The 26572-nt window shown below is 67.8% G+C and carries 27 protein-coding genes and 2 pseudogenes; 12 read left to right on the top strand and 17 right to left on the bottom strand.

Annotated features, from left to right (window positions below; genetic code table 11):
* The coding region (locus ACNPQM_RS32565; protein ID WP_418086771.1) for a transposase at window positions 1–152 on the bottom strand (152 nt) is incomplete at its 3' end.
* Window positions 153–270: 118 nt separating this feature from the next.
* Here ACNPQM_RS32565 and ACNPQM_RS32560 point away from each other — a divergent pair.
* On the top strand, window positions 271–870 hold the full coding sequence (locus ACNPQM_RS32560; protein WP_418086769.1) for an SMI1/KNR4 family protein: 600 nt from the start codon (window positions 271–273) through the stop codon (window positions 868–870).
* A 21-nt stretch (window positions 871–891) separates the two neighbouring features.
* On the opposite strand, the pseudogene ACNPQM_RS32555 reads toward ACNPQM_RS32560, so the two are convergent.
* Window positions 892–1764, bottom strand: a pseudogene (locus ACNPQM_RS32555) (IS5 family transposase); the annotation flags it as partial.
* Window positions 1765–1926: 162 nt separating this feature from the next.
* Between ACNPQM_RS32555 and ACNPQM_RS32550 the strand changes: the two are divergent.
* A complete protein-coding gene (locus ACNPQM_RS32550; protein WP_418086768.1) occupies window positions 1927–2388 on the top strand; it encodes a hypothetical protein in 462 nt (153 codons plus the stop codon).
* A 391-nt stretch (window positions 2389–2779) separates the two neighbouring features.
* Entirely contained in the window at window positions 2780–3019 is a 240-nt protein-coding gene (locus tag ACNPQM_RS32545; protein WP_418086767.1) for a helix-turn-helix domain-containing protein, read from the top strand.
* A 9-nt stretch (window positions 3020–3028) separates the two neighbouring features.
* Here the strand turns inward: ACNPQM_RS32545 and ACNPQM_RS32540 are convergent, their stop codons facing one another.
* From ACNPQM_RS32540 to ACNPQM_RS32520, 5 genes are all read right to left on the bottom strand, one after another.
* Window positions 3029–3871, bottom strand: a complete 843-nt coding sequence (locus tag ACNPQM_RS32540) for a CPBP family intramembrane glutamic endopeptidase (protein WP_418086766.1) — start codon at window positions 3869–3871, stop codon at window positions 3029–3031.
* A 332-nt stretch (window positions 3872–4203) separates the two neighbouring features.
* Entirely contained in the window at window positions 4204–4638 is a 435-nt protein-coding gene (locus ACNPQM_RS32535) for a hypothetical protein (protein ID WP_418086765.1), read from the bottom strand.
* 740 nt (window positions 4639–5378) lie between these two features.
* Window positions 5379–5981 carry a fasciclin domain-containing protein gene (locus tag ACNPQM_RS32530; protein WP_358861496.1) on the bottom strand — a complete coding sequence of 201 codons (603 nt, stop codon included), beginning with the start codon at window positions 5979–5981 and terminating at the stop codon, window positions 5379–5381.
* Window positions 5982–6600: 619 nt separating this feature from the next.
* The gene (locus ACNPQM_RS32525) at window positions 6601–7632 is read right to left on the bottom strand and encodes a M14 family zinc carboxypeptidase (protein ID WP_418086764.1); all 1032 of its coding nucleotides are present in this window, start codon (window positions 7630–7632) and stop codon (window positions 6601–6603) included.
* Between the two features lie 11 nt (window positions 7633–7643).
* A complete protein-coding gene (locus tag ACNPQM_RS32520; protein WP_418086763.1) occupies window positions 7644–8846 on the bottom strand; it encodes a M14 family zinc carboxypeptidase in 1203 nt (400 codons plus the stop codon).
* A gap of 370 nt (window positions 8847–9216) precedes the next feature.
* Between ACNPQM_RS32520 and ACNPQM_RS32515 the strand changes: the two genes are divergently transcribed.
* Both ACNPQM_RS32515 and ACNPQM_RS32510 read left to right on the top strand, forming a co-directional pair.
* Window positions 9217–9426, top strand: a complete 210-nt coding sequence (locus ACNPQM_RS32515; protein ID WP_358861500.1) for a YkvA family protein — start codon at window positions 9217–9219, stop codon at window positions 9424–9426.
* 359 nt (window positions 9427–9785) lie between these two features.
* On the top strand, window positions 9786–9992 hold the full coding sequence (locus ACNPQM_RS32510; protein WP_358861501.1) for a hypothetical protein: 207 nt from the start codon (window positions 9786–9788) through the stop codon (window positions 9990–9992).
* Between the two features lie 390 nt (window positions 9993–10382).
* Here the strand turns inward: ACNPQM_RS32510 and ACNPQM_RS32505 are convergent, their stop codons facing one another.
* Window positions 10383–11582 carry a Gfo/Idh/MocA family protein gene (locus ACNPQM_RS32505; protein WP_358861502.1) on the bottom strand — a complete coding sequence of 400 codons (1200 nt, stop codon included), beginning with the start codon at window positions 11580–11582 and terminating at the stop codon, window positions 10383–10385.
* Window positions 11583–11811: 229 nt separating this feature from the next.
* Here ACNPQM_RS32505 and ACNPQM_RS32500 point away from each other — a divergent pair, with 229 nt between their 5' ends.
* A complete protein-coding gene (locus ACNPQM_RS32500; RefSeq protein ID WP_418086762.1) occupies window positions 11812–12597 on the top strand; it encodes a helix-turn-helix domain-containing protein in 786 nt (261 codons plus the stop codon).
* Between the two features lie 412 nt (window positions 12598–13009).
* On the opposite strand, the gene ACNPQM_RS32495 is transcribed toward ACNPQM_RS32500, so the two are convergent.
* Entirely contained in the window at window positions 13010–13219 is a 210-nt protein-coding gene (locus ACNPQM_RS32495; RefSeq protein ID WP_358861504.1) for a hypothetical protein, read from the bottom strand.
* A gap of 122 nt (window positions 13220–13341) precedes the next feature.
* The gene (locus tag ACNPQM_RS32490; protein WP_418086761.1) at window positions 13342–13821 is read right to left on the bottom strand and encodes a hypothetical protein; all 480 of its coding nucleotides are present in this window, start codon (window positions 13819–13821) and stop codon (window positions 13342–13344) included.
* Between the two features lie 268 nt (window positions 13822–14089).
* On the opposite strand from ACNPQM_RS32490, the gene ACNPQM_RS32485 reads away from it, so the two are divergent.
* Complete coding sequence (locus tag ACNPQM_RS32485; RefSeq protein ID WP_418086760.1) at window positions 14090–15289, top strand: RNA-guided endonuclease InsQ/TnpB family protein; 1200 nt, start codon at window positions 14090–14092, stop codon at window positions 15287–15289.
* Between the two features lie 142 nt (window positions 15290–15431).
* Here ACNPQM_RS32485 and ACNPQM_RS32480 read toward each other — a convergent pair whose 3' ends face one another.
* Complete coding sequence (locus tag ACNPQM_RS32480; RefSeq protein WP_418086759.1) at window positions 15432–16694, bottom strand: DUF418 domain-containing protein; 1263 nt, start codon at window positions 16692–16694, stop codon at window positions 15432–15434.
* Window positions 16695–16888: 194 nt separating this feature from the next.
* Between ACNPQM_RS32480 and ACNPQM_RS32475 the strand changes: the two genes are divergently transcribed.
* Window positions 16889–17557 (top strand): response regulator transcription factor, encoded by a 669-nt coding sequence (locus ACNPQM_RS32475; protein ID WP_358861507.1) that lies wholly within the window; start codon window positions 16889–16891, stop codon window positions 17555–17557.
* Window positions 17554–18687, top strand: coding sequence for a sensor histidine kinase (locus ACNPQM_RS32470; RefSeq protein ID WP_418086758.1), 1134 nt, complete (start codon window positions 17554–17556; stop codon window positions 18685–18687). Before ACNPQM_RS32475 ends, ACNPQM_RS32470 begins: the two co-directional genes overlap by 4 nt.
* A gap of 166 nt (window positions 18688–18853) precedes the next feature.
* On the opposite strand, the pseudogene ACNPQM_RS32465 reads toward ACNPQM_RS32470, so the two are convergent.
* Window positions 18854–19324: pseudogene (locus ACNPQM_RS32465) on the bottom strand (helicase associated domain-containing protein); the annotation flags it as partial.
* Between the two features lie 163 nt (window positions 19325–19487).
* Here ACNPQM_RS32465 and ACNPQM_RS32460 point away from each other — a divergent pair.
* Window positions 19488–19844, top strand: a complete 357-nt coding sequence (locus ACNPQM_RS32460; protein ID WP_418086757.1) for a hypothetical protein — start codon at window positions 19488–19490, stop codon at window positions 19842–19844.
* Window positions 19845–19946: 102 nt separating this feature from the next.
* Here ACNPQM_RS32460 and ACNPQM_RS32455 read toward each other — a convergent pair whose 3' ends face one another.
* The 3 genes from ACNPQM_RS32455 to ACNPQM_RS32445 all read right to left on the bottom strand — a co-directional run bounded on the left by ACNPQM_RS32455 (window position 19947) and on the right by ACNPQM_RS32445 (window position 22253).
* Window positions 19947–20927: a CehA/McbA family metallohydrolase gene (locus ACNPQM_RS32455; RefSeq protein ID WP_418086756.1), complete on the bottom strand. Its 981-nt coding sequence runs from the start codon at window positions 20925–20927 to the stop codon at window positions 19947–19949.
* A 667-nt stretch (window positions 20928–21594) separates the two neighbouring features.
* Window positions 21595–22089, bottom strand: coding sequence for a hypothetical protein (locus tag ACNPQM_RS32450; protein ID WP_365694732.1), 495 nt, complete (start codon window positions 22087–22089; stop codon window positions 21595–21597).
* The gene (locus tag ACNPQM_RS32445; RefSeq protein WP_189282502.1) at window positions 22086–22253 is read right to left on the bottom strand and encodes a hypothetical protein; all 168 of its coding nucleotides are present in this window, start codon (window positions 22251–22253) and stop codon (window positions 22086–22088) included. The genes ACNPQM_RS32450 and ACNPQM_RS32445 overlap by 4 nt, the downstream gene beginning before the upstream one ends.
* A 719-nt stretch (window positions 22254–22972) precedes the next feature.
* Between ACNPQM_RS32445 and ACNPQM_RS32440 the strand changes: the two genes are divergently transcribed.
* Window positions 22973–23440 carry a hypothetical protein gene (locus ACNPQM_RS32440; RefSeq protein ID WP_418086755.1) on the top strand — a complete coding sequence of 156 codons (468 nt, stop codon included), beginning with the start codon at window positions 22973–22975 and terminating at the stop codon, window positions 23438–23440.
* 115 nt (window positions 23441–23555) lie between these two features.
* On the opposite strand, the gene ACNPQM_RS32435 is transcribed toward ACNPQM_RS32440, so the two are convergent.
* Complete coding sequence (locus ACNPQM_RS32435; protein WP_418086754.1) at window positions 23556–24314, bottom strand: IS6 family transposase; 759 nt, start codon at window positions 24312–24314, stop codon at window positions 23556–23558.
* Between the two features lie 372 nt (window positions 24315–24686).
* Here ACNPQM_RS32435 and ACNPQM_RS32430 point away from each other — a divergent pair, with 372 nt between their 5' ends.
* Window positions 24687–25109, top strand: a complete 423-nt coding sequence (locus tag ACNPQM_RS32430) for a hypothetical protein (RefSeq protein WP_418086753.1) — start codon at window positions 24687–24689, stop codon at window positions 25107–25109.
* A gap of 278 nt (window positions 25110–25387) precedes the next feature.
* On the opposite strand, the gene tatC is transcribed toward ACNPQM_RS32430, so the two are convergent.
* Complete coding sequence (gene tatC, locus ACNPQM_RS32425; RefSeq protein ID WP_418086770.1) at window positions 25388–26287, bottom strand: twin-arginine translocase subunit TatC; 900 nt, start codon at window positions 26285–26287, stop codon at window positions 25388–25390.
* Window positions 26288–26572 lie beyond the last annotated feature (285 nt).

Genomic DNA, 26572 nt, shown 5'->3' with positions numbered 1-26572 from the left:
GCCTTCTTCGCCCTCGACACCCAGGTGCTCAGGGTGGTCTCGTTGATCCCCAGGTCCTTCGCGACCTGCGCGATCGGCCGACCGGTCTCGGAGACGATCCGCACAGCCCCCTCACGGAACTCCGCGTCGAACTTCCGTCGCTTCTCTCCCATGACCCCCAACTTCCCCTGCAGTCACGGCCTCTACGCTACGAGGGGAAGGTCAGAATCCGCTGTGCTGGTTGTCAGTGCATTCTCGTAGGCGCTCGGCGACCTGATTGAAGGGATTGCCATGGAAGACCCAACAGGCATCACAGCACTGGCCAAGATCCTTCCCCCAGATCTTGGCGCTGACGAGGAGATCGACTGGTCGGCCGCGGAAGCGCGGTGGGGTACGCGGCTCCCGCGGGACTACATGGCCTTCATGTCCGTGTACGGTGCCGGCTCGTTCGCGGACGTATGCATCCTCATGCCCCTGCCGAAGGAGTACATCCAGTGGGATCCCGGGACGTTCGAGGAGGAGACGGAGAACGCCCGCTACACCTGGGAGATGCTGGACGGCCAGGAAGGCCTGGACAGCAACCCGGACCATATCCTCGCCTGGGGCATCACCGCTGGCCCAGACATCCTCTGCTGGCTGACTACCGATCCCGACCCTGACCGGTGGCCTGTCCTGGTCTGCGGCCGCCACACCCGAGACGACTTCACCCTGTTCCCCTGCGGCATGGTCGAATTTCTCCGCAAGCTGCTCGCTGACGAGTTCGACCCTTACCCACTCAGCATCGATCTCCGTGACGCCTCACCGCGCTACGTGCACTGGCTCGAGCGACAACGCCGCTGGAAGGCGGGCTTGGATCGATACCCCGGTGAGCCACAGCCAGCCAGCGAGTAGGGGTTGTCGCGGCCCCACTGGTCGCAGCCATTCGTTGATGGCTGCGACCACCACGGTCGCGTGATAACGGACGGCGAGCCTGTCATACCTCGTGGCGACCGCGCGGTGGCGCTTCAGGCGGTTGATCCCGCACTCGACGGCGTGGCGCTCCTTATAGTCGTCCTTGTCGAACTTCGGCGGGCGGCCGCCCCGAGAACCGAGCTTCTTGCGGTTGCGGACCTGGTCGGTCTTCTCCGGAATGGTGCACCGCACGCCTCGTCTGCGCAGGTAGGCGCGGTTTGCGCGGGAGCCGTATGCCCTGTCCGCGCGGACCTTATCCGGTTCCGTGCGCGGTCGGCCCGGTCCGGTTTGGGGCACACGGATACCGTCCAGGACCGGCTGGAACTGGGGACTGGCGTGTCGCTGGTCGGCGGTGACGAGCAGGGACAGTGGTTTCTGCCCCGGCTCGACCGTCAGGTGCAGCTTGGTGGTTAGGCCGCCACGCGAGCGCCCGAGGCCGTGGTCGTCGGGCTCGCTGTCGATGCCCCCGGGAGGCTCCTTCTGCAGGTCCCCCCTACGCGCTCCGGCAGCGTGCTGATGGGCCCGCGAGATCGTGGAATCCACGCTAACGTCCCATGTGATCGGGCCTTTTGCGTCGGATTCGGCCTGTAGCCGCTCGAAGATCTGATTCCAGGTGCCGTTGCGCTGCCATCGCCGAAACAGGTCGTCGGCCCGGTCCTGCGGCCCGTAGCACTCCGGGAGATCTTGCCGCGGCGCACCGGTCCTGGTGCGCCACCTTATGCCGTCGATCAGCTGCCGATGCGTCCAAGTCCGAGGGTGGCCTGGCTTCTTCCCCGCCGGCAGCAGCGGCTCCAGACGCTCCCACTGGTCGTTTGTCAGATCACCACGTCCCACAGCTGGTGATGATCCCTGACCTTGATCCACTTTCGCAACAGGCCCTGGATCCGTGCCCGGGGGCGGGCGCGGCCGCTGGGGGGACTGCTGGACCCCCGCTCTGCGCCTACCGCTAGAGTGCGATGCTTGTTCGATTCGCCGCGAGGTGGAGGGGGAGGGGTTGTGAGCGCACAACTGAGAGACACGGCCGTGGAGTTGGCGGAGATCTTGTGGCGGGAACACACTGTGTACCGGGAGCGGGCCGGCGGTGTGGTCATCCGGGGTGAGCATGTACGGCGGTGGATCAGCCTCGCTCCGACGGGCGGCCGGGACGAGGTCCTCGTACGCGCGGGGCGCATCCTGGACGGCGGCACCACCGCTCCGGCGCGTTCGGAGGCCGTGGTGCCCCTTTCCGCCGGTACAGGTGTGCTCGCCGCGACCTGTCGTCGCCTGCTCGCCGATGCGGCGGCCGATGCGGCGCTGGTCGTGCCGGGACGGGCAGCGCGCGGGCGGTCCAGTCGCACCGGGAAGGCCGCGCGGGCCAAAGGCAGTGGGAAACACACCAGTTTCGGTTCATGGGTGATCCTCGCCTGCGTCGCCGGTGTGATCGCCCTGTACGTCTACAGCACCGCGATGCACGGCTAGTAGGGCTTTGTTACGTGTCTGGGCAGGCGGGCCACCGGCCGACAGCGGCGACACGGACGAGGCCATCCGTACGAGGGGCGGAGCACCAGGGGAAGCAAGCCGGAGCCCGCCCGCTGGGACGCCAGACGAGCTTGTTGCCCGCCTGCTGGGAGGGCTCAAGGTGCGGCGGATAGTTCAAGCGTCAGAGACCTGAGGCAACCGATCGGTTGTTGGACATCAGTCGAGAGGAGGCTGAAAAAAAATAAGTCACTGATTCCGTCTCACGCGACTCTGTCTCTTTCTCACGGCGTCTGGTCGGATTCGCTACTGGTCTCACTCGGCGGTGTCTGTACGGGCTGACGCGACGCGGCGAGTCTCACTGGATCGTGTTCGTCAGCTCGACTTCTTCGGCATGATGTCCGTCTTCGCCAGCCTGCACCACGAGTTCGTACGCGCGGCCACCAACGACGGCCTGGCCGCTGCCCGCGCCCGCGGCAAGACCGGCGGGCGGCCCCCACGGTTCACCCCGGAACAGATCGAACAGGCGCAACAGCTCTACGACTCCGGCACCCCGGTCCCGAAGATCGCCCGCACTTTCAATGCCGCACCCGCAACCATGCACTGCTACATCACACTCAAAGCGGTGAAGTGACAGCCGGGCTCATCGCAGGATCAACACGGCCAGCGTTCCGATGACTGCGTTGGCGGTCACGTGCACCAAGTAGGTGATCAGGATGCCGCCACTGCGCACGCGCATGACGCCCATGACGAACCCCCAGGCCGCCGCCATCATCATGCCGACGGGTCCGGACGGGAATCCCGCGAAATGCGCGGCTCCGAACAGCACAGCTTGCAGCACTACCGCGGCCCTGACGCCCCAGACCGAGGCCAGTTCGGTCAGCAGCACCCCCCGGAAAAGCATCTCCTCCCACACCGGATTGACCAGGGCGAACGCCACGATGCCCAAGATCGCGAGCCAGAGCGGGAGCCGTTGCAGCTCACTCATGTATTCCGGTGGCTCGGGCCGCACAACGAGTGCCCAGGCCGTGAGCGCCGCCGCACTGAGCACCACAGTTGCCACACCCAGCCACGGGGCCCCGGGCGTCAACGAACCGCGCGCCAGCCACGGAACCACCGGTCTCAACGCAGGACGGCGACCGGCGAACAGCAAGCATGCCAAGGGAAGCGCACATACCAGAACCGTGGTGACCGCGGGCGGCCACCCGCCGAGAATCCCAACCGCGAAAAGGCCGAAGAGCGGACCGATGAACACCGCCGCGCGGATCGCCGCCGCCGATCGCAGGACACAGGCACCGACGATCAGCGCGACCGCGACCAGGCCAACGATCGCCGTCCGAACCGGCACCTCCGGCCGGATCGGCAGGACCGCGCATATGCCCAGAGCGACGATGAACGCGCCTGCAAGCGTTGTCCTGACAGAGGAGGGGGTGCCTCTCCTCGTGGCCGGCTGCGGCGGCGCCGAATCTTCCAGTTCGGAGGTCATCCATGGCTCCGATCAACTTGCTGTCAGCAGTGGGCAGCAGATCATCCTGCTACATCCTGCCGACAACGCCGATCGCAGGTCTCGCAGACACGATGAATTGAGACACAGTCCGCCATCTACGCTCGGCGGACACGGCATTGTGAGACACGGACAACGGCGCATCTCACTGCACACTGCATCACGCCTGGTCAGAGAGACGAACCGGAGCTAGATCAAATGAGACGGGACTGCTCCGCTGTTCCCCCACGCTGGTCTCTGGCCCGCACGGCTGGCTGGCCCGGGAGCCCGCTGTCATCGCAAGTTCTGCGGCCGCGTTCATACGAACTGCCCGTTCAGGTCCGGGTGATCCGGCGCGCGCGGATGCTGGTGTGGAGAGCCCAGGCCGTCAGGAGTACACAGGCGACGACGGCCGCGATCCGTACGACGGTCCAGGTGCCGGTGGCGACGGCTCCGTCGAGTTCGGGGTTTCCGGGCAGGCGCACGTTCATGTCGACGATCGCGATCAACGGAACCATCAGACGGAAAGCGAGTCCGCGCAGATGCGGCTGGCGCGCCAGGGTTCCGGCCCACCCCAGCAGCGGGCCGAAGATACAGGCCGCCACCCACCACACCATCGCGTTCCCGATGAAGCCGGCCCAGTCGATGGGCAACGACTCCACCTGCTGGCTCCCTGCCGCCATGTCGAAGACCCGAAACTCGCCCTGCCCCATCTTCACCAGGTAGTACGCAGCCACCGCCACCACCAGCGAGGCCGGTGCCAACCACACCGCCCGCTTCCATGACCGGCACACCAACCCGATCGCGAACGCGAAAGCCGCCCAGGACCACCCCGCGCTCGCCACCAAGTGCACAACATGCCCCGCCGCTCCGCCGACAGCCTCTCTCCCGCCATCCGACCTCTGCCGCGTCAACACCGGGCCCAAAGCCCCCAGAACAGCCCCCGCCACCAGAACGACGGGAACCACCACACGCACACGTGCCCAAGTCATATCCATAGACGAAGATCATCAGTCAGCCCGCCCCGGACCACCACCCTTTCCCAACAAAGAGTTCCGTAAAGCGGCCGAGGAATTGGGGCTCGTCCAGAAGCCGGACCTCAGCGCGTACTGGAAGAAGAAGTACGGGTTCGCCGGCACGAGGTACGACAAGCTCGCAGTCCGCTACGAGGCCACGGTGCTGGTCGCAGCCATCAATGAGTGGCTGTCGTCACAGTGGCTTGGGAACCCACTTGAGCGCCTCACGCCATCCTTCGCGATCACGCGCCCAATCAACCATCAGCTTCATGGGACCAGCCTCAGCCGAACCCCGACCGATGGCCAGCGTCTCAGCGTTGACCCCCAGATCAGCCGCGACCGACTTGATCGTCGTTCCGGCCGTGAAAGGTACAGCGCGGCGCGACCGCGTCCGCCTTGAACTCCGGCCCTTCACCCCCACAGGGGCTCAGTTCTCCCAGATCCTCAAGATCCAGTGTCCTACGGTGTCCAAAGTCCGAGGTCAGGGCCCCTCTTTAGGATGGAGGCGTGAGGACTGTGTCGATGAGGTACACGGTGGCGTTGGCCGTCCTGACGTCCCCACAGACGATCTTGGCGGTGTCGTTGACCTTGAACGACGTGCCGGATCCGGAGGTCTTGAGCGTGGAGCCCTCCAGCGTCTTGAAGCTTCCGTTGGGAAGCTGGCTGGGATTGATCGTCTTGTCCACGACGTGGTACTTCAGGGCCTTCTTCAGCTGCTCCTTGTTCCTGAGCAGGTCGACCATCTGTGTTCTGGGAATCTTGTTGAAGGCCGCGTTCGTGGGAGCGAAGACCGTGACGTGCTTCGCTTGATTGAGCTTGGTGGTGAGGCCAGCGTCCTTCAACGCAAGTGCCAGTTTTGTCAGTTTCGGGTTGTTGGCCGCCGCTGTGGCCACGCGTTCCTTGGCCATGGCGGCGGTACTGCCCTTGCCGCTGTGCGGCAGGGAGGAGCATCCCGGGCCGAACGGGCTCGGTGTGCTCGATGGTCTGGATGCAGCGCTGTCGGCGAACGCCTGCGGGGCGAACGCTCCGAGTGAAAGTGGGAGAGCCACTACAGCGGTCACCGTTGCGGCGGTGGTGCGGAGGTAGTATGCACTCATATCGATGCCTCTTCCCTCTGGGTGGAGGTCCGTGAGTGGTCATGACAAACCTGGTGTGGCTGACTTGGCAGGGGTGCCGTCTGCACTGTCCTGCGCATGCGTCAACAGGCCACCAGTCCCAGCGTAGACATGACTCAACGGGACGCGCACCCTGAGGACGATTGGGGTGGCACGGCGCCCCCGGTCACAACTGCACTGACTGCTGACTGCGGGCACAGTGCAGCTCCTGACCGACCCCCACATCAAGTACGGCGCGCTCTGTCGGATCGCCACCATGGTGGCCGCCAAGCGCGGCACGGTCCCGCGACATCATGGTCAGAGACTGCCTTGAGCCGGCAGATCTCTTGATCAGCGGGGGACGCCGCTCGGTCGAACCTAGCTTGATCTTTAACGGCCGGCGTCGAATCGTGCGTCGAACTTGATCACTCGGTTGCGGCTGGCCGAACGGTGTGGGCTGTCGGATCTGGTGACGCAGAAGGTGAAGCTGACCGGGACGACGAACGGCGCGGGTGCGTCGGAGGACGCCAAGGTCAGCAGCATCGTGGCCGGCATGGCCGCTGCGGCACTAGTGCGGTGGGCCCCGCGCCGTGGGGCGAGGCCCACCCGCGTCCGGCAGTCGTCAGCTGCCGCCGCACTGCTCCTGCACGGCGAACGGAAGGCTTCCGTAGCCTGAGACGTCGTACGAGCCGAGGGAGCCGTCGGCGGCTGCCGTGAGAACCGCCATCGTGGGGATGGTGAAGAGCCGTTCCAGCTGGCCGTTGCTCTTCTGGCCGACCGAGCGGACCTCGTAGAAGATCGCGCCCTTGGTCGGCGTGTGCAGCACCGGCTGTTCGCCGGCGGGGGCCGTGCCACCCATGAGCATGCGGCTGAAGACGGCATTGGTGATGTCGATGAGCGGGTAGTGGGCGACATTGGCCAGGCCGTAGTGGTCCAGCGCGTCGACGCTGGCCATGGCCATCTGCCGGTTGGTGAGCCACTGTTCGGCTGTCATCCGGGACGGGGCGATGGAACGGGCGCCGATCTGGAACTGGTTGAGGTCGTTCGTTCCCGCGACCACCGGGGCCTGATCCATGTGGTGCAGGTCGAGGCTCAATTGCGGGGCGGTCCGGCGCCACAGCTTCCAGTAGGCGACCGACTCCGGCTGGACGAAGTTCTCCCAGTCACGGTTGAGGTCGGTACGGGTCGGGGTGGTGCTCTGGCGGATGTTGGCCTCAGCGCCGTCCGGGTTGTACATGGGGAGGACGACGACGGTGAGTTTCTCGCGGATGAGGCGGGCGGCCGGGTCGCCGCTCGCCAGGTGCCCGAGGATCTGGAGGACGGCCTCGGTGCTGTGCAGTTCGTTGCCGTGGATACGGGCCTGCAGCCAGAAGACGGTCGGCCCAGTGCCGACGGTGGCGTACAGCAGCTTGCGTCCCTCGCCCGACAGACCGGCCGTTCCGACATTGACGAGTCCGTGCGAGGTCCGGGCGATACGGTCGAGCTGCCGGACCACGTCGTCGTATCCCGCGACGCTGGCCAGGCTGACGTTCTGGTCCGGCTGGATGCAGGGCCCGCCCGGCAGATGCGCCGGGTCCGCCGAGGCGGTGGAGACGCCGGCCAGTCCGGCAGCCAGCACGCCGGCGGCCCCGAGCAGTGTGCGTCGTCCGATCATGGGTGCCTCCCTCACAGGACGTCGCGCGGATTGCCGATGGACGGGCCGGCCGGCGGAATGTCGTAGTAGCGGGCCGGGTCGACGTTCTGGATGTCACCGGTGGCGAGGCTCTCGAGCGTGGTGCTCATCCCGATGAGCGACTGGCGGATCAGCATGCCCATGGACTTCTGGGCCACCGAGCGCGTCTCGTAGAGCATGATTCCGGCGCCGTTGAGTGCGTAGGATCCGAGCGCGGTGCCCGGCAGTTCGACGTCGGGGTAGCGGGTGATGCCTCCGAAGCCCGACTGGCCCAGGGCGCGCAGGGTGTCCCAGACGAGCACATTGACCCGGTAGCCCAGGTCGCGGGCGGCCGGGTCGAGCGGATATCCGGCGGTGCCCTTGGTGACGATGCCGACCAGTTGGAGCGTGGTGAGCTGGTTGTCCGTGTCGGACTGCGTGTTGCTGCCGCGGTGGTGGTGGTCGATGAAGACCTTCGGCCGCATCCGCTGGAAGACCGCCGCGGAGGTGCGCGCCTCGGGCGTTACGAAGAAGCCCGGCAGCTCGGAGCGTCCGGGCAACAGGCCTTCGTCGCCAGGCTTCAGCCGGAACGTCAGATCCGGGTGGAAGTCGCGGTTGATGTCGTAGCCGGAGACCCGGCCGGGCTCCAGCAGCGTACGGGGCAGATACCACGGCGCCGGTGTGCCCGCCGCGAGTCCCCATTCCTGCGGTGTCCAGCGCTGGGTGTTCTGCCGCCGCTGTACGAGGAAGCCGTCGGCGTCCCGGAAGTCGGCACCGTCCATGTTGAGCCGCGGGATGAACCAGACCGCGAGCCGGTCGAGGACCGCCTTGACGGTCGGATGCGAGCTGGTGGCGAGCGTCTGCATCAGATGCAGCGCGACCTCGGTGCCGAGAGGTTCACCGCCGTGGATCTGGGTCTGGATCAGTACGGGGAGCTTGCCGGCGGCGGGCTCGCCGAACCGTATGAGATGGATGGGCCAACCGCCGGCCGAGTGACCGGCCACCTCCACGGCCATCCTGCCCTTCGAACGGGCCGCGATGCTCTGGAGTTTGGGGCCGAGTTCGGAGTTCGCCGTCAACGCGGCCTTCTGGACTGTTTGTTCCGGCTGGATCCACGGCCCGTTGGGCCGCGACTGCGGTTCCGCGTAGGCCGACGGCTGGAGAACCGTCCCCACCCCGAGGCCTGCCATCCCGGCCAGGATCGTGCGTCGACGCATGTGCTCTCGCTTTCCGGTCGATGGGAGGGATCCCCCCGGTCCCCTCCGACAAGAACGATTGCAGCGATCACGGTCTGTCGGCCCAGTCTGATCCCCGGCAGCGTGCATGACAAGACATCAGCATCCTCTGTCTTCACTGCTGTACCGGGGCAGGACCAGGCATCGGCCCGGCCGGTCATCGAGGCGCTGGGGCGCCAATCGGGGCGGGACGGCCCGGGGTGGTCGCTCGGCCGTCGGGCTCGTTGCCGTCGGTGGCGACGGCCGCTGGCACCGCGTCGGCCGATGCCGACGCGACGCCGCATTCACGACGAGCTCCGCCGCCAGGTCCGGGAGCCGGAGGCCGCACCGTCCTTGCCCGCTCGGGCTGCTGATGATCTACCTGGCGCTGCCGATTGACCTCATCCCCGACGTCCTGCCGGTCATCGGCTACGCGGACGACGCCATCATCGTCGCGTTCACCCTGCGCTCCGTCGTGCGGCGGCAGGAATCGACGCCGTGCGCGCTCACTGGCCCGGCACCGATGACGGTTTGCGGCGCTGTCCCGCCTGACCGGCCTGAATCGAGCTGTGGGCGGCACTGACCCCACGCCCTCGGGGCCCCGGCCGTAGATCAGTTCCGCCGCCTCCTCTTCACGACGATCAGCGAGGCACTGCGCCTGAACTGACTGTCCACGAACGCACAGGGGTAGGGGGAGGTCGACGACCGGCCTTCCCCTGCAGTCGTCACAATGTGGCGGGCGGTCTGGCTTCGGGCGAGCGCTTGCCACGGATGTGATGTAGAAATTCCACCTCGCATCTGGACTCGGCTCATGTCTGTCTGATTCAGCCAGAGAGGGAGTTCCTATCGCCAACCGTGAACAACTTCGTTACTCAGCAGGCCAGTTCGGGCTACACCAGATGGTTGAGAGTGGAGCCTGCCTGCGACTGGAGGACTGGTCGAGTGCTGACGATCAACGTGGCGGTACTGCTCGCAGTCATTGTTGTCCTGCGGCTGCGCCGTCGGACACAGGCCAGGAGCCGACTGGACGAGAAGTTCACCGTGGTCATCGTGCTGGCCCTCGGGGTGCTGATTGCCCCGACAGACCTCGGTCAGGGAATTCTGAGCGTCCTGACCCAGCTCGTGCAGGGCATCTCGCAGTCGGGCTGAGAAACCACGACCGGTCGGCGGTACAGCTGGTGAAGGTCGCCCGCCCGCTGGTCGTGGGCGCCGTGGCTTCCGGGAGGGCGGTGACCACAGCGTCGTCCCGGAAGCTTCAGGATGCTGGCGCCTTCAGGGTCGGCCTGGGCGCTGCTGATTCACTCTCCGTGCCGGGTGGGGTGGGGGGCCCGGCGCGCGAGCGGGCGGGTTGTTCGTCACCTGGTTGGCCCGCAGCCGGCTCGTCTGCTGGTCGTACATCTGGTTCATCCTTTTCAGTATGTCGGCAGGTCCCGTACGCCGACTGCGGGCAGCTCCGTCCTGCCCAGGAAGGAAGGGACAAGGTGGCAGGTCCCGCTGTCGTGCGGGGTCCGGCAGCGGCGCTCCCGGCCCCCCTGGGTCTCACGCCGTTGGCGCGTCGCCGAAGTCCGGGATCGCCAGCCGGACGCCGCCCTGCCGCGCGGACTCGTGCGCGATGATGCCCGGCAGGGTGTAGCGGGCCGCGACCCAGGCGTTGACCGACGGCAGGGTCCGGGAGTTGACGGCGGTCACGAAGTCGTCCACCAGGAAGTGGTGGCTGCCCTCGTGGCCGTTGTGCAGCTCGTCGAACTCGCGCGGCAGCCGGGAGCGGTCGTGCACCGGTGCGGAGCCCGAGGTGAACGCGGCCCGCAGGTCCGGCGCGATGTGCTGGAGCGAGGGGTCGTCGGGGGACATGGTGGGCTTGGGCTCCAGCAGCTCGCTGATGTCCTCGATCCCGTTCTTGTCCTGCCAGTGCGCGACGGTGGCGAGCTGCTCCATGCTCGCCTCGGTGCCGAAGAAGCGGAAGCGTGATTCGCGGATGTGCGAGGGGTAGCCCACCCGCCGGAACTCGTTGGTGCGGAACGAGCCGCCGCCCGCCACCTCGAACAGCGCCGTCGCGTTCGACACGTCGTTGTCGAACTGGCTCACCGACCGGTCGAAGACGCCGTCGCCCCGGTCGTCGGTCACGCCGATCGCGGACACGCTCACCGCGTGCGTCTGCCAGGCGCCGAGGACGCCGCCCACCGCGTGCGTCGGGTAGAGCAGCGGCGGATAGCTGGCGGTGGCCTTCCAGTTGTCGCCGCCGCTGTACTGGTAGGCCTCGTAGAAGCCGAGGTCCATGTCGTGGACGTAGTCGCCCTCGGCGTAGAAGATCCGGCCGAACGCGCCCTTGGCGATCTGGTTGCGGGCGTGCACGGTCGCCGGGTTGTACTGGCTGGTCTCGCCCATCATGTACGTCAGACCGGTCGCCTTGACCGCGTCGATGATCGCCGCGATCTCCTCCGTGCTGATCGCCATGGGGACGGCGGAGTAGACGTGCTTGCCGGCGTTCAGGCCCTGCACGACCAGCGGGCCGTGGGTCCAGCGCTGGGTGAAGATCGCGACCGCGTCGACGGCCTCGGACTCCAGCATCGCCTCGTACGACGGGAAGGTCCCGGTGAGGCCTTCGGCGGCGGCCAGTTGCTCGGCCCGCTCGGGGAGCAGATCGGTGACGTACACGTCCCGCACTCCGGGGTGGGCCAGGAACAGCTTGGCGAACTGGCCGGAGAACTGGCCGGCACCGACAATGCCGAGAGAGAACACAGAGAACTCCTCATCGTGGAATCAGAACAACGATCCGGTCCCGCCCCACAGACTTGTGGCCGGTGCCGTGGCAGGCATCAGCCCTGGGCGGCCTTGTGGATCTCTCCGACGATAGGGGCCTACGATTTGCCAAGTCTTCATTGATGAGAGCGAGAACTTCTTGGATTCTCAGATCCTGCCTCACGCCGTACCGCCGAGCCTCACGGGATGGACAGGCCGACCGGAGCTCATGGGCGCCGCGCATCAGCACGACGACCTGGAGATCAACCTGGTGGCCGAGGGCGGCACGATGCTCTACCTGTTCGGCGGCGTGCCCGTCGAGGTCGGCCCGGGAAGCGTGGCTGCCTTCTGGGCTGCGGTGCCGCACCAGCTCGTGGCGAACTCGGCGACCCGCGTCCACTGGGTCTACGTGCCCTTCGCGACGTTCCTGGGCTGGGGGCTGCCCGACTCCCTGGTCAGTCGCCTCCTGTCCGGCATGCCCCTGGTCTCCGCGCCCTCGGCCGCCGTGCAGACCGATCCCGCGAACTTCGCCCAGTGGGCCGCCGACTTCACCAGCGACCAGCCCGAACGCCACCGGATCGCGATGCTCGAAGTCGAAGCCAGGCTCCGCCGACTCGCCCTGGCGACCCTGGGAGAACCGGTGCGCCGGTACACCGGAGGTGACCCGGCGCTGCGTCGGGTCTTCGCCATGGTGCGGTACATCGCCGAACACTTCCGCGAACCCCTCACCGTCGCCGACATCGCCGGCGCCGCGCAGCTGCACCCGAACTACGCGATGACCCAGTTCCGCAAGGTTGTGCGCACGACGGTGAGCGACTACCTGACGCAGTGCCGCCTTGCCGAGGCTCGCCGACTGCTGGTCACCACCGATCTGCCGGTCAATGACGTGGCGTCAGCAGCTGGCTTCGGTTCGGTCAGCCGGTTCTACACGGCGTTCACCTCCGCCTGCGGCACACCCCCGGCCGCCTTCCGACGTGAGCACCGGGGCCATGCAGACGGGGCAAACGCGTCCTGATCCGCTCGGGAGTGCGGTGCGGCGGGCTTCGGCCTGGGAGCGGGCGTGGTGTTCCTGGTCGTAGTGCAGACGGCGGCCTCCCGCGGCGCCGCGAGCGGGTCCTTGCGATCCCGCGCAGCACGGTCCCCCGCGACGGCGCCCGCAGGCCGCGAAGGTGGTGGCGTTGCTGAAGACGCCGGAGGGCAAGAAGGCCGCCCGGCGGGCGGACCCGGCGCTGCCCGCCTTCGGCCCCTCCGTATGCGCCGTCCACGCCCGCCCGTGCAGAAACGCCCTTGTGTGCCGTGCCGAAGCCGGGCGGGGCACGGCGCCGCTCGACGTGGTTGGGGCCGGCGCCGCCATGGGGCCGGGGCAGCAAGCACTGGTAAGGGGGTGTCGTCGGTCAGGTTCGGGCCGGCGACGCCCCCCTTTTTAATCACTGGTCGTCGTCGCGAGGCACGGCTGGTTGCTGGGAGGAACGCTCTCGCCGCCTGGACACGATCTGCCACACCAGCAGGCATACGGCGATGACACTGACGATGGCGGCGGCGACGAACTGGGTCGAGGTCAGCACCTCGATCAGCCCACCGCTGTCCTGATAAGGCTGATGGGGGTCATCGGCGGCGAAGATAAAGCAGTCGGACACGGAAATGGCTCCACGATGGTGCGCACCCGAGCACGGGCGGCGCGCCCGGTCGGGCAATACACCGTCCGCGGTACGAGCGCGTCAGGAAAGGAGAAGGGAAGGCCGGGGTGTGGAGCGGTCGTTCAGGGGGCGCAGGGCTGGCCGAGGTACAGCAGGGCCGTCAGCCGATGGGGGACCGGCAGAAGCGCCTCATGGCGGTGCCGGCGGCCCGTCGGGGCGGGCGCAGTGAATGGGCGGGTTGAGCACAGCAGCAGTGCGACCAGGCCCAGCAGGTGCCGCCACCCGGGGCGCACCAGTGCGCTGAGCGCAGAGCCCAGCCGGGCGGGAACGCGGCCTGCGCCCCGTAGCAGTGCGATCAACACGTGCGCGGCGAGCATGTTCAGCGCGGCCGTCAGCAGCATGTTGTGGTGCCATACCGGCGGCAGCCGCAGATGATCGTCCAAGTGGTCGGCGGGCACCGACGTACCGGTCGCCTCCAGCCATACCGGCAGGGCCCCGCAAGCGGCGGCGAGTACGGCCCGCGCCCCGGCACCCGCCCGGGGGCGAAGCGCCCATGCCGCCGGCAGGGCCACGGCCACCGCTGCGGCCAGTACCGCGGGCATCGAGAAGCCGGGAGTCTGCCGTGGCGTGATGCACGCCTACCGCCAGCGCCACACAGGCCAGGGCATGCACCAGCGCGCGGACGGCTGAAGCGCCCGCGCTGCTCAGAGAAGAGGAGGCGTTGCCCATCCGTGATCTTGCGTGGGTATCCCCGGCTTCAGCCGGGGAGGGAAACGCATCCTCGGCCCGGAGGCGCGAAGCGCCAAAGTTCGCTGCGTTGTCAGTGGCCTGCACTATGTTGATCACGACTGCCGAAGGGGGGTGGGCCGGATGATCCGTGCGTACAAGTTCCTCATGCGGCCCACTGCGGGCCAGGCGATCGCGCTCGCCGAGATGCTGCGTGATCACTGCTCGCTCTACAACGGAGCGTTGCAGGAGCGCCGTGACGCCTATCGGCACGGCTCGAGGACGACGGTTCGGTACGGGCAGCAGTCCGCGCAGCTCAAGGACATCCGGGCGTTCGACCTGGAGCGTCAGGGCCGTTGGTCGTTCTCTTCGCAGCAGGCGACGTTGCGGCGGCTGGACAAGGCGTTCGCGGCGTTCTTCCGCCGGGTGAAGGCCGAACAGGCGCCGGGGTATCCGCGTTTTCGTTCGGGCAAGCGGTTCGACACCGTGGACTTCCCGAAGGACGGCGACGGCTGCCGCTGGGACTCGACTCCGCATGATCCCGTCACCCGCGTCCGCCTCCAGGGCGTGGGGCACGTCAAGGTGCACCGGCACCGGCCGGTGGTCGGCAAGGTCAAGACGGTCAGCGTCAAGCGTGAAGGGCGGCGCTGGTACGTCATCCTCACCGCCGGGCAGACTGCGCCCGACCCGCTTCCCGCGACCGGCAGCGTGGTCGGCATCGACATGGGCATCGCGAACTTCCTCGCCGACTCGGGCGGCGAGTTCGTGCCCAACCCCCGTCACGGGGCGAAGGCCGCCGCCAGGCTCGAAGAGGCCCAGCGGGCCCTCGCCCGGTGCAAGCGCGGCAGCAAGCGTCGCCGCAAGGCCGTGGAGGTGGTGGCGCGGCTGCACCGCAAGGTCCGCCGCCAACGCCTGGACCACGCGCACAAGACCGCGTTGAACCTGGTGCGTGACCACGATTTCATCGCGCACGAAGCCTTAAGGGTCCGCAACATGAGCAAGGCCCCGGCCCCGAAGCCGGATCCCGCGACGCCGGGCGGCTTCCTGCCCAACGGGGCCGCCGTCAAGGCCGGGCTGAACCGTTCGATCGCTGATGCCGGATGGGGGGTGTTCCTGACGATCCTCACCGCCAAGGCAGAATGCGCCGGACGGGAAGTGATGGCCGTGGACCCCCGCAACACCTCCCGGCGGTGCCCTCGGTGCGGGCACACCGTCAAGGAGAACCGGCCCACCCAGGAGAAGTTCCACTGCGTCTCGTGCGGCCACCAGGCACACGCGGACACGGTGGGCGCCCTGAACGTCCTACGGGCCGGGCTGGTCCGTCGCGAAGCCCAACCGGCATAGCGAGAAGCCCCCTCGTTTACGAGGGGGAGGAGTCACGGTCCCCTCATGACGCGGCGCGGCACGGTTCGGGGCTCGGGCGCCGAATACGGGCGAATTCACCCGTTGGCCAGCCCCTGCTCGCCGCCTGCGTAACCGACCAGTCTCACTTGATGCGCTGGGCGGGCCGGGTAGCGATGTGGAGCAGGTACTCCAGGGGGCCACGCCGGAACAGACGGGTCCAGGCGGTCGCCAGAAGTGTGGCGGTCGCGATGAAGCCCAGGAGTACGGGCAGGGCGGACATGGTCTCGTCCTCGATCGCGGCCAGGTGCCAGACGTCGGTGAAGAACCAGAGGGCGACGATGTGCAGGACGTAGACGGTCAGCGCTGTCATGCCGACTGCAGCAACGGGTGTGGCCAGGCGCGTGAGGCGCGGCAGCCGGTCGGCGACGGTCAGGCACGCGGCCACCACCGCGAGGGCGATACCCGTGTTGCCGAAAATGGAGAAGGTTGTCTGGCTATGTGGTGCCGCCACCAGCAGCCAGGCGAGCGGCGTGTGGTGCTCGGGTTCGCCGACTCTGTCGGACCACCACGCAGACGACGCCGAACCGCCATCCGTGGCGACTGCGACGGCGGAAAGAGCGTGGGGCACCAGGCGCAGAGCCACCCAGGAGCCGCCGTAGCCGAGGAGGGCGAGTGCCCCGCCGGTGAGGGCCAGCCAGGACCGGATGCCGGTACGTGTGAGGTCGAGTCGGGCCACCGCCATACCCGCTATCAGGAAGGGCATCCACGTGAGAACCGGATACTCTCCCGTGAACAGCAGCTCAACGATGCCGTCCGTGCCGCTGATCCAGGCCAGCGGGTCCCGTTCAGTGATGGCGTCGGCCCAGTTTCCTTCCTCGATCGATGTCCTTATCACGTACAGGACTAGGGGAAGGATCAGCGCACCCGCGGCGGCGATGAGCGCGAGGGTCCTTGCCTGCAACCGGTACAGCGGGAGGGCGGCCAGGAAGAGCAGCCCGTAGAAGCTGAGGATCACGTCGACCTGGGTGTCCAGGGCGGTCAGGGCGTAGCCGAGGGTTGCCAGGAGGACGGCGCGGATCACGACCCTGACCACCGCCTGGCGGCCGGAGCGCCCCGTCCGGGGATGAGGACGGCCTGTGATGATGATCAGCGAGAAACCGGCGAGCAATGCGAAGAGTGCGGAGGAGCGGCCGCGCGCAGTCTCCAGCAGGAACCCCACCGGCCCGCCCACCGTTACATCGGGGCCGACATGGGCGGAGTACATGCCGAAGACCGCGAGCCCGCGGGCCAGATCGATACCGATCAGTCGACCCGTCGACGGCGCGGACCTCGAGACGGGGGAGTGATGGGCCTCAAGCTCGCCCGATATCTGTCCCGACACGGTCGGCGTTGTGTTCTGCGTCATGCCTTCAGGTTTGACCGACCGCACGCCCCAGCCACCCGGGCAGGTTTCCGAAGGCACCCCGCCGACCGGCCGGAGTTGACCGGCCGATCGGCTGGACCCGCGTCACCTGCTGATGCGAAACGCATCTGCCCGGCGGACCTACGGATTCCGGCGTGGTACGGATCAAACGGCGGCATGCGACGAGCGGAGCGAACGTGATCCGGGTACTGGTGGTCGACGACGAAGCACTCATCCGCATGGGCTTTACACACATTCTCAACACGGTGGACGACATCGAGGTCGTGGCGGCGGTCCCCGGCGGCCAGGCCGTCCAGACGGCCCGAGAGCTCCACCCCGACATCGTCCTGCTGGACATCCGGATGCCCGACGTGGACGGGCTCACCATTCTGGCCGACCTCCGGCGCATGCCGGACCCTCCGGTGGTGGCCATGCTCACCACCTTCGACACCGATGAATACGTGGCGGCAGCCCTGCGCTCGGGCGCCGCCGGATTTCTCCTCAAGGACACCGACCCCGAGCACCTTCCCCACCTCGTACGAACGCTCGCCGACGGTGGGACCGTGCTCTCGTCCAAGGTCACCCGCACGGTGGTGGACGGCTACCTCGACAAGGGCACGCACGAGCCTTCCGCTGCCCGCCTCGCCGCCAGGTTGACCGAGCGCGAGCGTGCTGTCCTCATACTCATGGCCGAAGGACTCGCCAACACCGACATCGGCGAACGGATGCACCTGAGCACCGGCACCGTCAAAGGCCACGTCAGTGCCGTCTTCAGCAAACTGCGGGTCAGCAGTCGCGTCCAGGCGGCCCTGATCGCCGAACGCGCAGGCCTCCTCACGCCACCGCAGGACCAGGACACCCGATGACCCTCCGACGACCTCCGGCTCCGCTGCTGGACGCCGCCCTCGTCGCGACCTCGCTGGCGGATGTATGGGGCAACGTCGATGTCGAGGAGCATGCGGCCATGGCCTGCGCGCTGCTGGCCGCGTTCGCCCTCGCACTGCGTCGCCGCCTGCCGCTGACGACCTTCGTGCTCACGCTCCCCACCGCCATGGTCACCGACGCGGTGTTCGCGACCCTGGCCGCGCTGTACACGCTCTCCTCACTCAGCCGCCACCGCGTCCTGCTGGCCGGCTGTGCCCTGGCCTACGCGATCACCAACTTCTTGCCCTGGCCGTGGTCGTCCCTGAAGGCCGCCGACCTCGCCCAGACCCACAGCCTGGTCCACCTCACCTACACCCTGGCCACCTCAGTAGCCCCCGTCTTCCTGGGCCAACTCGTACAGGCCCGACGCGAACTGTCCCTGCGGCTCGCCGAGATCTCCGATGCCCGCGAACACAAACGGCTGCTCACCGCCCAGAGCATCCTGGCGAAGGAACGCGCACAGCTCGCCCGGGAAATGCACGACGTGGTCTCCCACCAGGTCAGCCTCATCGCCGTCCAGGCCGGAGCACTCCAAGTGGGTAGCCAAGACGCCGAGACCAAAAAGGCCGCCGCAACGATCCGGCGGCTCAGCGTGCAGACCCTGGACGAACTACGGCACATGGTCAGCGTGCTGCGCGCCTCCGACAGCCGCCCCACGGAACTCACCCCCCAGCCTTCCCTCGCCGACCTGCAGCGACTGGTCGGCGGCAGCGGCATCGAAGCGGAACTGGAGACTGACCTGCCCGAAGGCCTCCCGCCACCCGTCCAACGCGCCGTCTACCGCACCGTCCAGGAAGCCCTGACCAACGTCCGCAAGCACGCCCCCGGCGCAACGGTGAGGGTATGCATCCACCACAGGGACGGCGCCATCCACGCCACGGTCACCAACACAGCCCCCACCCAACCCGCGCTCCCCCTGCCTAGCGCCCAGCACGGCCTCGCGGGCCTGCGCCAACGTGCCGAACTCCTTGGCGGCACCATCTCGGCCCAGTCCACAACTGACGGCGGGTACAGCCTTCATCTGAAGCTGCCAGTCGAGGACAGACATGCCCCTGCACCGATCGAGACGTAGAGCACTCGGATCCGTTCCACTCCTCCAGTGCGGCTCTGCCATCCGCCACATGGGCGATCGGCTGGTCAGTACAGGTAGACGTCGACAAGCAGGGCCGCAACGGCGGCCAGGAGCGCGTAACGGACGCTGGTGCGGGTCGGCTGCGCGGCGAGCGGCCCAGTTTCTCCAGCTGCGCGATGCGGTCCTCGTCCATGTCACCGTGGGTGTAGAAGCGCCGGTTGTCGGCGATCCACTGCCCGAGGGGGAAGTTGGCGAGCGAGGCCGGCCACCCGACCCCTTCCGCCTCTTCACCCTCGGGCACGCGGTACGTGAAGGGCACCTTCAGGTCACCGTGCTCGCGCGCGAAGATGACGGCGGCCTCCACCCCGCGCCGCCAGTGCTCGTGCTCGGGGTTGATGAACGCGGCCAGCTGCGCCGGGTCGCGCGGTGTGCTGAACTTCAGCAGCTTCCGTGCTGGCGCCGACGGGCCGCCGGCGTCCCCCTCGCCCCGGCTCTCCTGGCCCTGCGCGGCCTTCCGGACGGGCTTGTAGGTGCTGGGAGCCTGCTGCTGCGCCAACTGCTCCACCACCCGGGCGTCGTGCGCCCTGAGCGCCTCCAGCAGCTTCGCCAACCCGCCGAACGCCCTGGAGGTGAGCATGTTGTCCGCCGTCTCGCCGGGCCCGAGCAGCACCGGCACCACGAGGGATGCGACCTTGCCCTCGCCGGGCTGCATCCGCAGCGCGCGGCCGACGGCCTGGACGAGGTCGGGCATCGAGCGGTCGCGGGCTCCAGGGGCGGCGCGAGGTCAGGCAGGTGGCAGCATGGCGCGCCGCCCTGGGACGGCAGGGGACTGGATGGTCATGCCGCTGTTCGCGACGGCCGAGGCGGACTGGCTGAGCGCGTTCGGGATCAATACCGGAGGCGGCGGTCGGCTGCTCGACCTGAGCGGTGCCGACCAGGGACGGTCGGTGCCGTTTCTGCGCCCCGAGGAGTTGTTCGACGACCCGGAGCTGCGGGGCCGGGGCGCCGGGCTGTCCGCGCTGGATCGGCTGCGGGTCGTTGAACTCCGGACGCGGCCCACCGGCTTCAGCGTGGTCGCCGGGCGCGGCGACGCGCTGGAGCGGTGCCTTCCGCGGGTGCGGGGCAACGTTTTCGGGGGTCTACTCGGGTCCTCCTGAGTCCGCGGGGGTTGTGGCGGCTGCGACGGTCGCGGGCGTCGCGGGCGTCGCGGTGCCAGGCTGGTTCCCGCGCGGGCTTCCCGCGAACCGCCGAGCGAGCGGTCAGTTGAGGATGATCGGATTGGTGAGTGCGGCGACGTGCCCGTTGGAATGGCGGACCTCAATGCGCACGAACGCCGAGTGCTCCGCCGTCGTGTCCCACTGCACCACGCCCGCCCCGTCAGCAGCGAGAGACGCCCGGTGAACCTTCCCTCGATCGGTGTGGAAGCTGACGGTCCCGACCGGCACACCTCGTATTGATGCCTGCACTTCCACCTGCCCACCATGAGTCGGGAGCCGTTCTCCCACCCCGACAACGCGACCATCGGCATTGGCGGTCAACGACACGCCCACGTCCGCCGACTCGGCGATCCAGCTGCGGCCGGCACGGATTCCGGCCAGGACCGCCTCGGTGCTCAGCTCCTCGGCGAAGACCACGGTGTGAGGGATGCCGATCTGCCCTTCCAAGTGGGTGTCGCTGTTGCCCATCGCCGGCCGCCACGAGCCCGTGCGGATGTCCGCCGCGAGACTCCGCCCCCACTCCGCCAGAGCCGCCTCGTTGTCAGCATTCCAGGGCCGGTCCGAAGTCCACAGTCCGTTCCACACCTCCACCACGTCGAAGCCCTGGAAGGGGAACATGAAGTCGCCCGACGGGTAGGGCGCATGCGGGTGCGCGGCCACGCACAGGCCCCCTACTCGATGGACCTGGTCCAGGCACTTATCAACCAATCCGTCCCTGACCTGGTGGTTCCAGTCGACGACCTCGCCGGGATTGATGCCGAGCGCGAGCCAGTGCCCGGTCTTCGTGGTCACTTCCTCACCGAGGACGATCAAGAAGTCATCGGCGGCCAAATGCCCCCATGCACCGGGGGCCGCGGCTGAGTTGTGCTCCGTCGTCGCGATGAAGTCGAGCCTGGCGGCGCGCGCCCGAACGGCTATCTCTTCAGGGGTGAGTTCCCCGTCCGAGTGGACGGAGTGGACATGGCAGTCCCCGCGGTACCAGGCCGCCCCGCGTCCGACCGCCCGCGCCGACGGGAAGCTCAAGCTCGACAAGGTCATCCCTCCAAAAGCCTGTCGAGCCAACGCGCAGGCAGGGCAAGCAGTTCCGTCGCACCACTGAGCACCATTTCAGCCGAAAGTGCAGACCAAGATCTCATTCTGAAACGATCAGTTAGTGCTGTGCCCTCGGCAGGATTCGAACTTGCGACATCCGCTTTAGGAGTTCGATTCCTGTGCCGCCCGATGGGCTTCACCCGCGTGCGCTCGGACCGTCCGCTAACCGCCGGCCGTCCGGTCTTCTTCCCCGTTTCCAACACCCAGGGTCCCGCCCTCTTCTCGTCCCGTCCGGCAGTGATGCACGTCGCCAAGGCCACGGGTTCCTGAACGGGGCTCCGCTGACCCTGCACGAGTACACTTCACCGCGGTTCCGCGCAGGACTGGTGCCCCGGGCCGCCTGGGGACTGTGGTCGGCTCTGGCGCCCCTGCCCCCCCGGACAGTACGTCCTGGAGATCAAAGCGGACACGGGCGACGGCTTCTGGGTCGATACCACCTACCACCTCACTGCCGCCGCTTCCTGACACCGAAGCAACAGCAGTAGCTGGTAGGGGTGCTGTTCCTCGCCTGAGAATCGGGCCGCCGCCGGCCCCCAGCGGCTACATCGACGGTATGCGCGCCATCGCCCGCAGCAGGGGCTTCAGAAGGATCACCAGGTCAGTGGCAAGAACCCTTGCTGAAGGTTGCGTGGGAGAGGTAGAACGCGAGCATCCCCGGGTCGGGGGGCGGCCGGTCCTCGGCCCCCGGGAAGACTACGGGGGGCTGCTCGTCCAGGGTCAGCGTGATGCGGACGCAGTACTCCGTCTCGGTGTCCTCAGTGCTGACCGTGTAGCCTCCGCCCTCCTCCTCACGCGTGTCGACGCCGTGCCCTGGCCCGATGCCGCTCTCCCGGATCGCCTCCGCGATCAGGAAGCCGTGGTTGCCCTCCAGGCTTGTGTAGTGCCGTTTGCCGCCTAGATCTTGGACGCCCTTGCGGACGGCGTCGCGGAGTTCGCCCTCACTCCACGTCGACTCGGCCTGCATACCGAACAGCACGCCGAGCGCGACAAGCGGCGTGAGGATGATGAGTGCGAGACCAACCGGGTTGCGGTGGTTGTAGACGTACCGGCTGGTTCCCAACTTGCTCCGGATGAAGACGGGTTCTTCGCTCAACGTGCTGCCTGCACACCGCCGATGTGCGCTGCCCAGGCATCTGCCCGGAGCGCGAGCTTCGGGGCATCGGGGCTCTGCGGGGGCACGCCCTCAAACGGTCCGTCGAACTCGGCTTCGGCTCGGTTGATGCGGGCCGAGAATCTGCGGTGAGGTGCGGTCGTCATGGCGGCACTGTAGCGGCGAGGGTGATCACATCGGATATCCCGTCGATATCCGAGACGACGGCTCGGATACTGCGATCACGCCACGCCAAGCGCTCGTCGGCCGCGAACGCTCAGACTGGCCACGTAGAACGCTCACCGGCCAACTATGGCGCTCAGTCACAGAACCGGGCTGCCAGGGTCACACTCGGCCCCTTGTCCAGCTGACGACCCGAAGGCTGGCCCCGGCAGCCGACAGACCCGATACGCGCCGCGAGAACGGGCTCCAGCCGGGCCGACAACCTTGACCGGACCGCCCTCGTCCCCACCGCGAGTGCCAGGTGATGCGGCCGGAGCCTCGGCCCCATGAACCCGACCACCAGGGCGTCGACCGTGTCCGCGTGCCACTGGTGGAGTGTCGATATTCGAGACTTGCAGTATTCGCCCGCAGGGCGGCTGGGACGTCGCCAGCTGGCCCCCGCGAGGCGGCTTCATCTTGCCCCAGTCGGTGAAGATCAGGAATGGGTCGATGCGGGTCCGCGGCGACTTCGACTGGCCAGGGGTGGAGCCGTCTGGCCCCCTCCTACTCGTAGGCCGACTGCCCCGTCGTCCCCAAGCTGCAGACGTGACAAGATCTCAGTCGCACATATGTTTGGCAAGCAACGAGGCTGTCTATGTGGTGGGCACAGGAGATTCTCTCGGACGCAGACCGTCCGCAGTGGACTTGGGTCCCGTTCGAGTGCGTGGGGCCCTTGCGGTTCGGGCAGAGTGTCGACGAGGTTGCCGCCGCCCTGGACGAACCGATTTATTCATTCGACTCGAAAAACCAGTGGGTACAGTTCACCAGCCTGGGCGTGGACACCTATTACTCCCGTGACGACCGGACGCTGGCCGCAGTTGCCTTCGACGCCTGCCGCGGACCCCAAGTCCTGCACGAGGAAACTCGGCTGGTGGGCCGCCTGCCCTCCGAGCTCACCCCGTGGATCGAGTCGGCGGCGGAGTCCCTTGAGGACATGCCCCAAGGTTTGAATGGTCTGCGCATCGGCTTGAACGGGGAAGCCGGTCTCCCCGGCCTGGGCTTGGTCATGCGCTGCCAGCAGAACGGCGACTACTCCCGCACGCGCCCGGTCCTTGTCGCACGCGAGTGGGCCGAGGGCAGCGTGGACAGCTGGGAAGGCCCCATTCCCCGTAGGGAGTGGTCGTGTTACTGATCTTCACCAACTGGGGCCGGATGACGCCGCCTCGCGGGGATGTTGTCACGTTAACGGGTGCTTGATCATCTGACGCTGTGCCGGGGTGTTCCGAGGTGCGGCCTTGATGCCTGGTTCAGGCCACAGCGGGCAGGCCGATGCCGCCGGTGACGTGGTCCCAGATGGTGAAGCGGAGGGTCATCTCGAATCGGTGTTCAGCGGCTGTCCGGAGGTGGCGGCAGACGCGGAAGTGGGGACTGATGCCGCTGAACGCGGACAGGAACCGTTGCGCGGATCCAGGCGAGCGGAAGCCCTTCATGGCGCGTTCGCGCTGGCGGGTGGGCTGGTGGGAGTTCTCGGCCCGGTTGTTCAGCCCCTTGTGGGCGCGGTGCCCGACCGAGCTCATCAGCGCGCGGCGGGCGACCTGGTAGCTCTTCAGCTTGTCTGTGACCAGTACCCGGGGCACGCTGCACTGCTTCTTCATCAGCTTGGCCAGGAACCGCTTGGCGGCCTTCGCGTCCCGGCGGGACTGGACCAGGACGTCCAGCACGTTCCCGTACTGGTCGACGCCCCGCCACAGGTACTGCCGCTCGCCGTTGATCTTGACGAAGACCTCGTCGAGATGCCACTTGTCGCCGGCCGCGGGGCGGCGTCGGCGCAGCCCGTCGACGTAGGGCCGGCCGAACTTCAGGCACCAGCGGCGCACCGTCTCGTGCGAGACGATCACGCCGCGCTGGAGCATGAGCTCCTCGACCTCGCGGAAACTGAGCGGGAAACGGAAGTGCAGCCACACGCAATGCGCGATGGCCTCAATCGGGTACCGGTGACCCTTGTACGACGGCGACGCGACCGACACGAACAAGCCCTCCCTGGGCACGATCAACCCGAAGATCATTTCACTCCGTCAGCCAACGTGACAGCACCGTCCCTGCGGAGCGGCGGCGACTGACGGCAACACCGCGAGAGTGCGTGCTGGGGCGCGCGAGCCCAGCAAGATCCGAACGAGAGGCCCTGGCGGCGCCTGGCCCGGTGGCGTGGTCCTCGCCGCCTGCTTGGGCTGGATACCCCTGGGGCGGACAGGGCGAATGTGACCTGAGTCACTTCGTATCCCGCTGGCAGGTGCCCCGTACCGTGCATACGCTCATCGCCATCACCACCGGAGGGTCGCCAACTGACGTTTATCAAAGCTTGGTTGAGGTTTCGATGCGGGTATCTCGCGCCGCGTCGTGCGCACCACCGCTGGTTCCGTCTCATGAAGAAGAACCCGATGAGATTCCGTACGGCTCGTCTCGCCGCCACTGCCGGTGCCGTTGCGCTGCTCGGCGCCCTGGCCGCCGCCACCCCGGCCGTGGCCGCGCCGACATCCGCCACGCCCGCCTCGGCCACCGCGCAAGCGGCGGCCTGGCAGTTCGTGGCCTGGTACCCCAACAAGACGCAGTGCCAGACCGGCGGCGCCTACTACCTCCGCCACGGCTACAGCGAATACATCTGCCAGCTCGACCCGTTGCGCGGCTGGGCGCTGAACGTCCGCTGGCACGCGGCGCCTGTCCCGCCGCGACGGCGGGCTTCCCCGGCCGGACGCTCGACCCGGGTGCGGCATGGTGGCGCCGTGCCGCACCCGCACGGACGCCGGGCCCTGCCGGGGCAAGCCATGAGGCCGCCCGCCGACCGGCAGGGCGTCCACCAGTGAGGTCACTCCTGTCTGGAATATCTGATATGTAGGAATCGCAAGCGCGGTATCCCCGGACGCTGTTGGGGCGAGCGCCATGACGGCGCGCGGTTCGACCGGCTCGGGGTGTTCCGCCTGTCCGGGAAGGTACGCAGGGTGGCAGCGCATGCCGGCCGGTGAACGATGTCGGTAAGCCGGGTGCGCGAGAGGCGCATGCACGGTTTGACGGGCGAGGGCTGGAAACGGAGCCCTCACAGGCCGCCGTGCCAGTCCCCGGCCCTGCTGAAGGCACCCTCAGGTCAGGTCGCACCGTCGGCGAGGTCGTCGTCAGCGTCCGGCTTCGCGGGCAGGGCCTGGCTGGGGGACACCGATTCCACTTCGCCGATGTCCTGCGGGGTGAGGTCGAGGTTGGAGATCTCGTCGTCGCCGGGTCCCTCTGCCTCTTTTCGGGCCTTGCGCCGGTCATTGAGAAGCGAAAAGACAACAGCGGCGAAATAGAGCACCCAGATCGGTGAGGCCAGCGCCAGCATGGTCAGCGGGTCCGTGCTCGGCGTCGCCACAGCCGAAAAGACCGCGATCCCCATGACCATGCCGCGCCACCAGCCGAGCATCCGCCGGCCGGACAGCACTCCGGTGAGGTTCAGCATCACCAGCAGCAGCGGCATCTCGAAGGAGAGACCAAAGACGACCACCATGCGGGTGACGAGGTCGAGCAGATCGTCCAGCGGCAGCAGGTTGGTTATCCCGTGCGGGGTGAAGTTGATCAACACCTTCGCGGTCGTGGGCAGCACCTTGTAGGCGAAGAAGGCGCCGCCGAAGAACAGCGGGACCCCCGCGCTGACGAACGCGTAGGCGTATTTCCGCTCGTGCCTGTGCAGGCCGGGGGCAACGAATGCCCACAGCTGGTACAGCCATACCGGCGAGGCCAGCACGACGCCGGCCATCAGGGACACCTTCAGCGCCAAGGTGAAGGGCGCGAGCAGACCGTTGATCGTGATTCGCGCGCAGGTGGTGTCCGCGGTCTGCTTGGCCAGATCGGCGAAGGACGTCGGGCAGCCGACCGAGTCCAGCACCGGCCTGGTGAAGAAGTTTACGATGCCCTTGTAGTAGAAGGCCGCGGTGATCGTGACGACCAGGATGGCAAGGACGGCCTTGGCGAGCCGGTTGCGGAGCTCACGAAGGTGCTCCGCGAGCGGCATCCGCCCCTCGGGATCCTTCTCCTTGGTGCGGGCTGACTGGGGCACGCCACGTCCTCATCTCGTGTGGCAGACCGGAGACTACCGGGCCTGCGTTAGTACTTGATCGTTTCCGTCGCCCGGTGGACGCGAGCTCGCCGCGGCGCCGGTTGCGGCCGGTAGCGCGTCCAGGAGGCAGTTGGTCCAGGTCGGCACCACTTGCAGCGAGCTGATCTGCCCTGCCAGGTCCGAGGATGGGCGGCTCACGAAGGTCCTCAGAGCGTCCGCTGTCACGCCTTGCGCTCGGGC

It is taken from the genome of Streptomyces sp. NPDC056231 (assembly GCF_048270745.1).
GTDB lineage: Bacteria > Actinomycetota > Actinomycetes > Streptomycetales > Streptomycetaceae > Streptomyces.
The sequence above is the reverse complement of the archived record's forward strand: the minus strand, read 5'-3'. Positions and strand labels throughout refer to the sequence as shown.

Bases quoted from the DNA above. Each gene is read 5' to 3' on its own strand.
- ACNPQM_RS32560 (WP_418086769.1), top strand. From the start codon at position 271: ATGGAAGACCCAACAGGCATCACAGCACTGGCCAAGATCCTTCCCCCA.
- ACNPQM_RS32545 (WP_418086767.1), top strand. From the start codon at position 2,780: ATGATGTCCGTCTTCGCCAGCCTGCACCACGAGTTCGTACGCGCGGCC.
- ACNPQM_RS32540 (WP_418086766.1), bottom strand. From the start codon at position 3,871: ATGACCTCCGAACTGGAAGATTCGGCGCCGCCGCAGCCGGCCACGAGG.
- ACNPQM_RS32530 (WP_358861496.1), bottom strand. From the start codon at position 5,981: ATGAGTGCATACTACCTCCGCACCACCGCCGCAACGGTGACCGCTGTA.
- ACNPQM_RS32525 (WP_418086764.1), bottom strand. From the start codon at position 7,632: ATGATCGGACGACGCACACTGCTCGGGGCCGCCGGCGTGCTGGCTGCC.
- ACNPQM_RS32520 (WP_418086763.1), bottom strand. From the start codon at position 8,846: ATGCGTCGACGCACGATCCTGGCCGGGATGGCAGGCCTCGGGGTGGGG.
- ACNPQM_RS32515 (WP_358861500.1), top strand. From the start codon at position 9,217: ATGATCTACCTGGCGCTGCCGATTGACCTCATCCCCGACGTCCTGCCG.
- ACNPQM_RS32500 (WP_418086762.1), top strand. From the start codon at position 11,812: ATGGGCGCCGCGCATCAGCACGACGACCTGGAGATCAACCTGGTGGCC.
- ACNPQM_RS32490 (WP_418086761.1), bottom strand. From the start codon at position 13,821: ATGCCCGCGGTACTGGCCGCAGCGGTGGCCGTGGCCCTGCCGGCGGCA.
- ACNPQM_RS32485 (WP_418086760.1), top strand. From the start codon at position 14,090: ATGATCCGTGCGTACAAGTTCCTCATGCGGCCCACTGCGGGCCAGGCG.
- ACNPQM_RS32480 (WP_418086759.1), bottom strand. From the start codon at position 16,694: ATGACGCAGAACACAACGCCGACCGTGTCGGGACAGATATCGGGCGAG.
- ACNPQM_RS32470 (WP_418086758.1), top strand. From the start codon at position 17,554: ATGACCCTCCGACGACCTCCGGCTCCGCTGCTGGACGCCGCCCTCGTC.
- ACNPQM_RS32460 (WP_418086757.1), top strand. From the start codon at position 19,488: ATGGCGCGCCGCCCTGGGACGGCAGGGGACTGGATGGTCATGCCGCTG.
- ACNPQM_RS32445 (WP_189282502.1), bottom strand. From the start codon at position 22,253: ATGACGACCGCACCTCACCGCAGATTCTCGGCCCGCATCAACCGAGCC.
- ACNPQM_RS32435 (WP_418086754.1), bottom strand. From the start codon at position 24,314: ATGATCTTCGGGTTGATCGTGCCCAGGGAGGGCTTGTTCGTGTCGGTC.
- ACNPQM_RS32430 (WP_418086753.1), top strand. From the start codon at position 24,687: ATGAGATTCCGTACGGCTCGTCTCGCCGCCACTGCCGGTGCCGTTGCG.
- tatC (WP_418086770.1), bottom strand. From the start codon at position 26,287: ATGCCGCTCGCGGAGCACCTTCGTGAGCTCCGCAACCGGCTCGCCAAG.